The sequence below is a fragment of the Paremcibacter congregatus genome (assembly GCF_006385135.1).
Classification (GTDB): domain Bacteria; phylum Pseudomonadota; class Alphaproteobacteria; order Sphingomonadales; family Emcibacteraceae; genus Paremcibacter; species Paremcibacter congregatus.
In genome coordinates this window covers 2,441,618-2,452,732 of sequence record NZ_CP041025.1, presented here as the reverse complement: position 1 = coordinate 2,452,732, position 11,115 = coordinate 2,441,618, and the positions used below count along the sequence as shown (strand labels likewise).

The window sequence follows — 11,115 nt, the reverse complement described above, 5'->3', positions numbered from 1 at the left end:
GTCCTAACTTCCGCGGTAGGTGCTGTAGCCATAGGGGGAGATCAGCAGCGGGATATGGTAATGGACGTCACTGTCCGTGACGCCAAAATCCACCGGAACCACATCGAGGAAAGCCACCTCATCCGGGCTTGAAAAATAATCCCCCACATGAAAGTCGAGCCGGTAGCGTCCTGCCTGCATCTGATCACCGGACAGTAGGTGCGCGGCGCAGCGGCCATCCGCGTTGGTGATAACATCCGCAAGGCATTGCTGGTCTGCCAGGCGCGTTATGCGGATGCGAACCCCGGCCGCAGGTTTGCCCGAAGCGGTGTCCAGTACATGCGTGGTGATTTTACCCCTGTGTCCCATGGATGTTTTCCTTCTAGATTCTGTCTTTTCTTCTATCTTGTTTTTCGCAGATTGTACTTCAGATGTAAAGAATATTGTTGACAATTTGTCTGATCTTTTGTCTACATTATAAGGTGGTTTACCAAAATAACGAGGCTTTGATGGCCAGCAAACAAGCACTTTCTGGCGATGATATATACCGCCATATACAGGAATCAGTTTTAGAACAAAGGCTTATGCCGGGCACCCGCATGGCCGAGGAAGCCCTGTGCACAATATATGGTACAGGTCGGGCGACCATTCGAAAAGTACTGGTGATGCTGGCGGAAGATCAGATTGTCACTCTGGAACGCAACAAGGGGGCTGTGATTGCAAGCCCCACGGTGGATGAAGCCCGTCAGGTGTTCGAAGCGCGTCAGGCCCTGGAAATAAGTCTTCTTGATTGGGCGATGCAGCGGGCGACCGCAAGCGATATCAAGAAGCTATATGCCCATATCGAACGGGAACGGGCGGCGCTGCGGCAGGGTAATATTGGCGAGTGGGTGCGCTTGTCCGGTGAGTTTCATCTGGTCTTGGCGAAAAGCGCCCGCAATGAGGTTTTCTTTTGTTTTCTCGAAAAACTGGTGTTTCGCACATCTTTGATTGTCGGGCTCTACGGTAAAGCCGCAGCGGTGAATTGTTGTGTTGATGATCATGTCCATCTCGTTCAGGCGCTGGAAAAAGCGGACCAGGTGACAGGCCGGGCGCTGTTGATTGAACATCTGGGGCATATTGAAGAACGTCTGGTTTTCACCGACCCCGGCGGTGATGAAGATCTCTACCGGGCCTTGTCGCCGTCCTTGATCAAACGGAAAGCGAGCTGAGGATGCCTGACGTCAAGAATTATCCTCGTGACCTGGTGGGTTATGGCGCGACGCCGCCGCAGGCCCGCTGGCCGGGAAAGGCGAAAATCGCAGTACAATTCGTCCTCAATTACGAAGAGGGCGGCGAGAATTGTATTTTGCACGGCGATGAGGGCGCAGAGCGGTTTCTCTCCGAGATGATCGCGGCGCCGGAGGTGTTGGGCGCACGGCATATGAGCATGGAATCCAACTATGAATATGGCAGCCGGGTCGGGGTCTGGCGCTTGCTGAAGCTGTTCGCCCGCTATGATATTCCCCTGACCATATTCGGCGTCGCCATGGCGCTGGAGCGTCACCCGCAGGTGGTGGAGGCGTTTCTCAAGGCCGGGCACGAGATTTGCTCTCATGGATACCGCTGGATCAATTATCAGGATGTGCCCAAAGAGGTGGAACGCGAGCATCTGCAGAAAGCCATTGAGATCATTACCCGGCTAACCGGGGAGCGGCCTTTCGGCTGGTATACGGGGCGCACGGGGCCTAACACGCGTGAGTTGGTTGTCGAGGAGGGCGGTTTTCTCTATGATGCGGATGATTATAACGATGATCTGCCCCATTGGGTAAAGGTTGGCGACAAGGATCATCTGGTGGTGCCCTATACGCTGGATGTTAACGACATGCGTTTTGCGACCGCCCAGGGGTTTAATGCCGGGGATCAGTTTTACAGTTACCTGAAGGACAGCTTCGATGTGCTCTATGCCGAAGGCGAAGATTGTCCGCGCATGATGTCCATCGGTTTGCATTGTCGCATTGCCGGGCGCCCGGGGCGGATTGCCGCGCTGGAACGGTTCATCAAATATGCGACAACACATCAGGATGTCTGGTTTACCCGGCGCATTGATATTGCCCGTCATTGGCGGATGACACACCCGGTAAGAAAAGGGGACTAAAATGACTGATTATTTGCCTCTGCGGCCGAGCAGCCTCTCGCATGAGGAATTTATTGACGCTTACGGCGGAATCTATGAGCATTCGCCCTGGGTGGCGGAAAAAGTATGGCAGTTGCATATGCGTTTTACAGTGGACCGGCCGGCGAGCCTGCATTTTGCTATGAAGCAAATTGTTGACGGGGCGGGGGAAGAAAAGCAACTGGCGTTACTTTGCGCCCATCCTGATCTCGCGGGCAAACTGGCGCTTGCCGGGGAACTCACGGCTGAGTCAACGGCAGAACAAATGAGCGCCGGCCTTGATCTTTGCACAGAAGCGGAATTTGAAGAGTTGCAAGCATTGAATAAACTCTACCGGGAAAAATTCGGTTTTCCGTTCATCATTGCCGTACGTGGGCTGACCAGAACTGATATTATCGAGAGCTTCCGGCTGCGGGTGCATCATGACCGGGAGACTGAATTCGCGACGGCACTGGCCGAAGTTCATAAAATTGCCCTCTTGCGCCTCAAAAACCTATAAAAGGAAAACCACATCGTGAATGTACTGCCTGAGTTTGTCACACGCTATCCCAATTTGGCGGAAGCCCGTCTTGGCGCGAAAGTGGTGTCCGCCACCGATGATTTTTTTGCCCCGAAAGAACGACTGATCAGTCGGACGGACCCGGTATTTATTCCTGACAAATATGATGATCACGGCAAGTGGATGGACGGCTGGGAAAGCCGCCGCAAGCGCACGCCCGGCCATGATCATTGCGTCGTGAAGCTCGCCAAACCCGGCCGACTGCACGGTGTGGAAATCGATACCCGGCATTTTACCGGCAATTATCCTCCGGCGGCTTCGCTGGAAGCCTGTTATAGTCTTGACGGTTGTCCGGCAGTCGATGTGGCCTGGATCGAGGTTTTGCCGCAGGAAGAGTTGCAGGGGGACCGTCAACATTTCTTTGATATCGGTAATAATCAGGTCTGGACTCATATCCGGTTGCATATCTATCCTGATGGCGGGGTGGCGCGGCTTCGGGTTTACGGCGAGATCGAAGTGGACTGGACATCGAAGCAGGGCGCGCTCATTGATTTGGCGGCACTGGAATGGGGCGGCATGCCCTTGGGCTGCAATGACGCGCATTTTGGCGTGCCGATGAATATCATCACCCCCGGCGTGGCCGAGAATATGGGTGATGGCTGGGAAACCCGCCGACGCCGTACGCCGGGCCACGACTGGGCCGTCTTTGCGCTAGCCCATCCCGGTGTTCTGGAACAGGTACGGATTGAGACCACACATTTCAAGGGCAATTATCCCGACCGTTTTTCCCTGCAGGCGATCAATGCAGGGGCAGGGACGGATGAAAATTTGCTGATCCAGGCGGTGGATTGGCCGCTGTTATTGCCTGAGCAGAAACTCTCGGCCGACGGCATTCATGAATTTTCCGATAAGCTGGAGAACCTCGGGCCGGTCAGCCATGTGCGGCTTAATATCTATCCGGACGGCGGTATCGCCCGGATGCGGTTGATGGGTCGGGTGACCGATTAAGTCTTAAGTCTTAACGGCTGTGGCGTTTCTCACCGGCGGTGTAAGTGGCCTTGATTGCGCGGTCATCGCCGATGGTCATCAGCACGAACAGCAGTTCTTCCAGAGTGTCCGTATATTTCATGCGGTGGTGCAGTAAAGACGTCGCGTTGGGGTCGAGCACCACCACATCGCCCGTCTTGCCCACCTCAAAACTGCCGATCTCATGATCCAGATTAAGCGCCTGGGCCGCGCCAAGGGTAATCATATGAAAAGCCTCGAAGGCGCTTAGCGACGCGCCGCGCAGTTGGGCTATTTTGTAGGCTTCGCCGAGGGTTGCCAGTAAGGACAGGCTAGTGCCCGCCCCGACATCTGTACCGAGCGCCACGGGTACGTTTTCGGTTCTGGTCCGTGCGAGGTCAAACAGACCGCTGCCGAGGAACAGGTTGGAGGTCGGGCAATGCACCAGCGTGGTTTGACGATCCGCGAGGCTTTGCCATTCCGCATCGGTCAGGTGAATGCCATGTCCCAGCAGGCTGCGCGGCCCGGTAAGTTCATAGTGATCATAAACGTCGAGGTAACCGTTACGCTCGGGGTAAAGCTCTTTCACCCAGTCAATTTCGGCGCAGTTTTCCGACAGGTGGCTCTGGACATAGACATCGGGATATTCCTGACGCAGGCTTTGCGCCACTTCCATCTGTTCCGGCGAGCAGCTCGGGGCAAAACGCGGGGTCAGGGCATAACGGTTGCGCCCGGTTTTGTGCCATTTGCGGATCAGGGCGCCGCATTGCTCATAGGCCTGTTGCGGGGTGTCGCGCAAGCCCTCCGGGGCATGGCGGTCCATCATCACCCGCCCGCCGATCATCGCCATGTGGCGTCCGCTCGCGGCGGTGAACAGGGCTTCGGCGGAGGTTGGGTGGACCGTGCAGAAGGTGGCGGCGGTGGTGGTGCCGTTGCGCAGCAATTCATCGCAGAAAAACTCCGCATTTAATGTCGCATGATCAGGATTTCTGTAGGCGAGTTCTGCCTTGAAGGTGTAATCATTGAGCCAGTCGAGCAGTTGTTTGCCGTGAGCGCCCATGATCTGAATCTGGGGATAATGCACATGGGCGTCAATGAATCCTGGCAGGATCAGGTGGCCCGGATAATGATCGACAGCCGTTCCTTTTGGCAGACGGGGCAGGATATCCTTGGCTGGACCACAGGCAGTAATCTTGCGGTCTTCCATCAGCAGGACGCCGTCTTCGATGTGGTGGATATTAGAGGGCGTATCGGGGGCGCCGGTAAACCACAATAATTGCCCGCGTATCGCTGTCCCGCTAGTTTCTGTCATGTGGTATCCAATGTGTGTTGGCAAAAAGCCCGAAAGGAAAAAGGGCGGTTTTGAAAGCATATCACGACAACATGATCTGTTGCGTTTCCAAGATGTCCGCTTGTTCAAAGGAGAATAAAATATTCCCTAAAGCTTGTAAACGCTCAAATCTAAAAAAATGACCATTTGGTCAAAAAATAACGGAATATTTTTTGCCGCACGAGGTAATGCTGATGTGGTTAATGAGATATTTACGATGTGTAATTATTATGCCAGCTTTCTCGTTCTAAAAAGCAAGCATGCCCTGGGGAATGGGCAGAATGAGGATTGGTGTGCGTTAAAAACATTAAGAATAGAAAAAAATCAGATGTTCAGGCAGGAAGAAAATCAAGACCCTCAAAGAACCGGCGAATCCAGTGCGATGAGTGAAAAAGAACTCAATGTTGATGGCAGTCAGTTGTTGAGTATTATCAAGGATTTTGCGATTGACCTTATTCAGCTTTCTTCACGGGATGAGCTAATTTGGCATGTTGTGGAAAAGGTCGCGGGACAGGCCGGTTTCGTCGATTGTGTGATTTATCTCTATGATGAAACGCGCCATGTCTTGGTGCAACAGGCTGCTTTTGGTGATAAACGCAATGAAAAAATTGACACGAGTAATGCCATTGAAATTGCATTGGGACAGGGCATCACGGGCCGTGTTGCGGTTGATCGCAAGCCGGTCATTATTCATGATACACGGCACCATAGCGGTTATATCGCGGATCTGAAATCCATGTCTTCTGAAATTTGTGTGCCGATTTTACATGAGGACCGTTTGTTCGGCGTGATTGATTGTGAGCATCCGACACCCAATTATTTTACCGGCCTTCATCTGGAAATGCTGACCACAATTGCCACCATGCTGGCCTCACGCATTGCCCAGTGGGAGGTTCTGGACAAATTGACGCAGAGCCAAAAAGAATTGTCCGAGAGCGAAGAAAAATACAGGTTGTTGTTTGAAACATCGGATGATCCGATGATGGTTTTGACGGAAAATAATTTCGACTTATGTAATGAGGCTGCGGCAGCAGTTTTCGGGTATAGTAACAGGGCGGAAATGCAGGCCATTCATCCGTCGGTCGTGTCACCGGAATTTCAACCGGATGGTAACTCTTCTTATGAAAAAGCCGAGCGCATGATGCGTCTGGCAATAGAAAAGGGGCATCATAAGTTTGAGTGGGTTCATCAGAAGAAATGTGGTGAAGATTTTCCGATGGATGTGACCTTGACGAGAATTCCTTATCAGGGACGGACAGCTCTGTTTGCGGTATGTCACGATATCACAGAACGCAAAGAGGCGATGACAGCCTTGACAGAAGCGATGATTGAGGCAACCAGCGCGAATAAGGCAAAATCTGATTTTCTGGCCAATATGAGTCATGAGTTGCGGACGCCTCTCAATGCGATCATTGGATTTTCAGAGATGATGACGCGACAGGTTTTTGGCGCTTTAGGCGACTTGAAATATGAAACATATGCTCAGGATATTCTCGGGTCAGGCAAGTATTTGCTGAATTTGATTGATGATATTCTGGATCTGGCGGCGATTGATGCGTTGGAACGGAAAATCAGCAAGACACAACTGGATGTACTAAATGTTGTTGATGAGTGCCATATCCTTGTGGACCAGTTTCTTCGGGAGAAAAAACAAAACTGCCAGCGGGACATCCCGGCGGATATTTCCCCTGTATATGCCGACGAAAGGGCTTTGAAGCAGATTCTGGTGAATCTGGTGACCAATGCGGTTAAATTTACCCCGGAAGGGGGAACCATAAAGCTGACGGTAAGACAAGAAGGCCGCAATCATGTATTTCAGTTGGCCGACACGGGTCAGGGCATTGCCGCACATCGGTTGGCGCGGATCACGGACCGGTTTGACCGAGGTAGCCTGGACCCTTTTAAGGCCGTTGAAGGCACTGGCCTGGGGCTGGCAATCGTGAAATCCCTGGTGGAGTTGCATAAGGGTTCTCTCAAAATTGAGAGCCAGGAAGGCGTGGGCACCACGGTGACCTTTCGTATTCCCCTGGGGGAAGAAACCTCTTAGGATTCGGTGTGAATATCCTCTTTGAGCGTTTTGTTTATGGCCTTTAACAGCAGGGGGAGGTTGAGGGGTTTGGCACAGACATGGTTCAATCCCGCACTGAGGAAGGTATCAATGTGATCTTTGCTTATGTCGGCGGTAATCGCAATGATAGGGGTTTGAGATTTCTCTCCCGTCATATTACGGATGGCTTTTGTCGCGTCCAGGCCATCCATTGTCGGCATTCTTATGTCCATAAGAATTAAATCGTAAACTCCTACTGTGAGGGCGTCTACAGCTTCTTTGCCATTATTTGCAAAAGTGATCTGATGATCAAGTTTGGAAAAAATGGCCTGCATGATTTGTTGGTTGATCAGAATATCTTCTGCGATAAGAATGTTAAGGACACGTGACGCGCGCCATACCCGGTTGGATGTTTCGTCCGAGGTTGGTTGAACATCATTCAGGGCCGCTCGGCAGGTCATGGTAAACCAAAAACGGCTGCCCTGATGAAGTTTGCTCTCAAAGTTGATATTTCCCCCCATCAACCGTACAAGGTCTTTTGAAATGGATAAACCGAGCCCGGTCCCGCCAAATTCGCGTGAGGTTGAATTGTTCGCCTGAACAAAGGGACGGAATAGTTTTTTCTGTGCGGGCAGGTCAATGCCGAGGCCGGTGTCAATAATTTCGAATTGCAGCATTAACCGATTAGAATTTTGCTTTAACTGACAAACTTTTAATGTGATTCCTCCTTCACGGGTGAATTTGAGAGCATTGTTCAATAAGTTAGACAAAATTTGTCCAAGGCGGCCTCTGTCAGCGTGAATGACTTCAGGTAGGTCTTTTTCCATATCAAACTTAAGATAAAGTCCTTTTTCCTCAATCGTTGGGGTAATCAGGTTCGTCATTTCGGTAATAAAATCACGCAGGTTAAAATCCACAGGAGCAAGGATGACTTTATGGGCATCCAGTTTTGACTGATCCAGAATTTCATTGAGAATATCCAGAAGGTTTTCGGCAGACGTAGTAATGCTGTGAGCCCATTGTTTTTGGTGTATTTGCAGTTCGCTTTCTTCAAGCAGCTTTGACATGCCTATGACGCCAGACATTGGTGTTCTGATTTCATGGCTCATCACCGCAAGAAATTTTGATTTTGCACTATTCGCTTTTTCAAGTGCCGCCGCCCTGGCTTCACTGGCCAGTTGGTAGCGGATTCTCTTGGTGGTGCCCTGGATGCGCGATACCAGGAAGGACAGGGAAATGAAGAATGCAGCACACCAGACCAGAATATATTTTTCGCTCGTGGTTTCTAACTGGCTGAATATATAATAAAAATAGAGTCCGGCGCCAAAGAACTGCTGGATGGCCCAGACAAAGACGGACATGGTTGTGAGCCCCAATACGGTAAGGGCGAGCATGGCAAAGGCGATTTGGAAGAAATCACCGATAATATACAGATTGGCATAAACGTTGATCATCAGTAAAAAGCCAACGATCAGGGACAAAAGGCTTGTCATCCGGACATTCAGCCACCCTTTGAAGTGAAATGTGTAAAGACAGAGACATATCCCTGTCGTTCCCAGGGAAAGCCAGAGTAATTCCGTGATGTCTGCTGAATTTTCCGCGAAATAATACCCGACAGTGCGTAGCAGGTAATAGGTGGCTATAATCAGGAGAAAGCTTGGCAAACTGTCGTATGACGTCTGGTTCAACTCGTCCTGAATGACCGCACTGTTTGCAGGTTCCTTTTGTTCCGGATTCTCAGTTTGTGCCACTCATACTCCTTAACACCGATCGGTATTTTCCGCCAGGGCGACCTTCCTAATATTAGGTATATTTAATTTATAAAGTTAAAATATTAATATTTAGCTAGTTTCTGTATGCGGTTAGTTGTTTTTACGTTGAAACTATAATGAATGTTTTATTCACAGGTCTGCAACAGGAACATCAATCCAGAAGTTTGAACCTTCGTTGAAAATACTTTCAAATCCGATGGTGCCTCTCATGGCTTCTATCAATGCTTTAACAATTGACAATCCGGCGCCGGTGCCTTCAATGCCGGATTCTTCCTTGCCGGCACGGTTGAAAGGGATAAAGACATTTTCAAATTGGTCTGCCGCTATTCCCAATCCGTCATCCTTTACATTTACCCTTATTCTTTCAGGGCTTGTTTTTTCAATGGACAGCCAGACATTTCCGCCTTCGCGGCCGTATTTAATGGCGTTTGATATCAAGTTGAGGAGTATTTGATCCATGCGAATCTTGTCAACATAGACAGGGGGTAAATCATGGGGCAAAGTCTCCATATGTAAATTGATATCATTATTTTTGAGCAGGTGGTCGACAGTGGGAACAATATCAACAACCAGTTTCCGCAAATCACACTTCTGCAAATCAAGCTCAATGGCGCCTGCTTCAATTTTTGAAAGGTGCAAAAGATCATTGATTAGTTTGAGCAGCAAAGTACCGCTTTGATGGATATGCTCAACGTATTCCAACTGCCTTTCGTTTAAGGTGCCAAATATTTTAAGCCGTAACGATTCAGAAAAGCCGATGACTGCGTTAAGTGGTGTGCGTAATTCATGGCTCATATAGGAGAGAAACTGAGACTTTGCGATATTGGCCTTCTCGGCGGCGACTTTGGCGTTTCGAAGATCTTTTTCCCGAGAGAGAGCCAATTTTGAGGCGGTGGTTTTGATCCGCACCGTATAGAGCAGGGCGCCAACACTGATGCAGAGAATGATCACCAGGCCGCCCCCGAGAAATCTAAGGTATCTTTCGTCCTGCAGGGAGAGACGCTGAATTTCATTGTCCTGTTGTAACAAGGTAATTTGTTGCTGTCTTTCTTTCAGGGTATAGTCTGCCTGTAACAATGATAATGCTGTAACGGTATTCTGACTGGCGAGTTCATCTTCATATTTGTCCCTCATATCGCGAAACATCAACGCATCTTTATAGTTTTCCCGGGTGTAAGCCAGTTTTGCTTTCAGGTCATAGAGTTTGGAAAGACTTTCTATGTCGTCGAATTTAAGAGCGTTTTTTAGAGCGCGGTCCGTAAAAGACTGGGATTCAGAATGCTTTCCCTGAGAAAATTTAATGAGTCCAAGGTAATGGTTGACGGCTGTGGATAAGCTTTCCAGATCACGATCAACGGCTTCTTTCATGGCGAGGTTGAGGAATTTCTCCGCGAGTTCATATTGCCCCATATGATAATAGGCCTCACCGGTATTCGAATTGAGATAGGCCAGCAATAGCGTTTCATTTATATTCGTGGATAGTTGTCGCGCGAGAGCAAGGTGGGGAAGGGCTTTTTCGGGCGTACCGTTTTCTTTCAAGGTAAAGGCCAGATTATTCAATATCCGGCTATAGAGAAAAGAATCTTCTTTCGGGTCTATCAGGACGAGAGCATTTTTATAGGATTCTATGGCTTTGTCATAAAGTTTTGCGCTGACAAAAAGGCTTGCAATATCAATGCGTGAGGCCGCCATACCATGTTGATGAGATGCTTTGCTGTAGTGTTCATGGGCTTTCTGGTAGGACCGCATGGCTTCGGGAATGTGGCCAAGGCCTTCCTGGCTGTGCCCGATCGCCGTGTAGATATAAGCTTGCGTGACCGGAGATACCTGTTGTTTTTCGGTGATTAGTTTTTGTGCTGCTTCTGCGCGTTCCAATGCAAATCTGAAATGCCCCTGACGGGTGCGCGCCATGGATTGAATGCCGATGAGGGCTATTTTTTCTTCCGGATCTAAGGAGAGCCGCTGGGTATCCATAATGAGTGCTGCATCGGCATAAGCTTTTTTTGGATTGGAATCGACCATTTTCTTGAGTGATTCAAGTTGCGAAGCGGAAAAGGATGCCGATGTGGTTTCGGACGTTGGCGCGGCCCAAAGGGCTTGATCAATGCCGTTTAAGGAATGTAGCAGGTAAAGAGAAAAAAGACAGACTTTCCACATATCTGGCGGGACTCTTATAATTATTTATGCACTATTTACTTTAATCTATACTAATGTTTTAAGCTTATTAGAAGGTTAATATGTAGATGGTGCTAAATTTATTCCTATTTATTGGCTGATCTCCATTAAAAAAACCGGTGCGTGAAGGCACCGGTTTTTTTCTGCAGGGGA

The 11,115-nt window shown here is 49.6% G+C and carries 9 protein-coding genes; 5 read left to right on the top strand and 4 right to left on the bottom strand.

Annotation, left to right across the window (positions count from 1 at the left end; translation table 11 throughout):
- Positions 1-3: 3 nt before the first annotated feature.
- Entirely contained in the window at positions 4-348 is a 345-nt protein-coding gene (uraH, locus tag FIV45_RS11130) for a hydroxyisourate hydrolase (RefSeq protein WP_099472169.1), read from the bottom strand.
- Between the two features lie 140 nt (positions 349-488).
- Between uraH and FIV45_RS11125 the strand changes: the two genes are divergently transcribed.
- Genes FIV45_RS11125 through alc form a run of 4 tightly spaced genes read left to right on the top strand, consistent with a single transcriptional unit; the run spans position 489 to position 3,641 of the window.
- The gene (locus FIV45_RS11125; protein ID WP_133118550.1) at positions 489-1,190 is read left to right on the top strand and encodes a GntR family transcriptional regulator; all 702 of its coding nucleotides are present in this window, start codon (positions 489-491) and stop codon (positions 1,188-1,190) included.
- Between the two features lie 2 nt (positions 1,191-1,192).
- On the top strand, positions 1,193-2,116 hold the full coding sequence (puuE, locus tag FIV45_RS11120; RefSeq protein WP_099472171.1) for an allantoinase PuuE: 924 nt from the start codon (positions 1,193-1,195) through the stop codon (positions 2,114-2,116).
- Position 2,117: 1 nt separating this feature from the next.
- Positions 2,118-2,633, top strand: a complete 516-nt coding sequence (gene uraD / locus FIV45_RS11115) for a 2-oxo-4-hydroxy-4-carboxy-5-ureidoimidazoline decarboxylase (RefSeq protein WP_099472172.1) — start codon at positions 2,118-2,120, stop codon at positions 2,631-2,633.
- 15 nt (positions 2,634-2,648) lie between these two features.
- Entirely contained in the window at positions 2,649-3,641 is a 993-nt protein-coding gene (gene alc, locus FIV45_RS11110; protein ID WP_204602136.1) for an allantoicase, read from the top strand.
- A gap of 10 nt (positions 3,642-3,651) precedes the next feature.
- Here the strand turns inward: alc and guaD are convergent, their stop codons facing one another.
- Positions 3,652-4,950: a guanine deaminase gene (gene guaD / locus FIV45_RS11105; protein ID WP_099472174.1), complete on the bottom strand. Its 1,299-nt coding sequence runs from the start codon at positions 4,948-4,950 to the stop codon at positions 3,652-3,654.
- A 346-nt stretch (positions 4,951-5,296) separates the two neighbouring features.
- On the opposite strand from guaD, the gene FIV45_RS11100 reads away from it, so the two are divergent.
- Positions 5,297-7,015, top strand: coding sequence for an ATP-binding protein (locus FIV45_RS11100; RefSeq protein WP_181040064.1), 1,719 nt, complete (start codon positions 5,297-5,299; stop codon positions 7,013-7,015).
- Here FIV45_RS11100 and FIV45_RS11095 read toward each other — a convergent pair.
- Both FIV45_RS11095 and FIV45_RS11090 read right to left on the bottom strand, forming a co-directional pair.
- Positions 7,012-8,766 (bottom strand): ATP-binding protein, encoded by a 1,755-nt coding sequence (locus FIV45_RS11095; RefSeq protein WP_099472176.1) that lies wholly within the window; start codon positions 8,764-8,766, stop codon positions 7,012-7,014. The two genes, FIV45_RS11100 and FIV45_RS11095, sit on opposite strands and share 4 nt — an antisense overlap.
- A gap of 150 nt (positions 8,767-8,916) precedes the next feature.
- Positions 8,917-10,944, bottom strand: a complete 2,028-nt coding sequence (locus FIV45_RS11090) for an ATP-binding protein (RefSeq protein WP_099472177.1) — start codon at positions 10,942-10,944, stop codon at positions 8,917-8,919.
- Positions 10,945-11,115 lie beyond the last annotated feature (171 nt).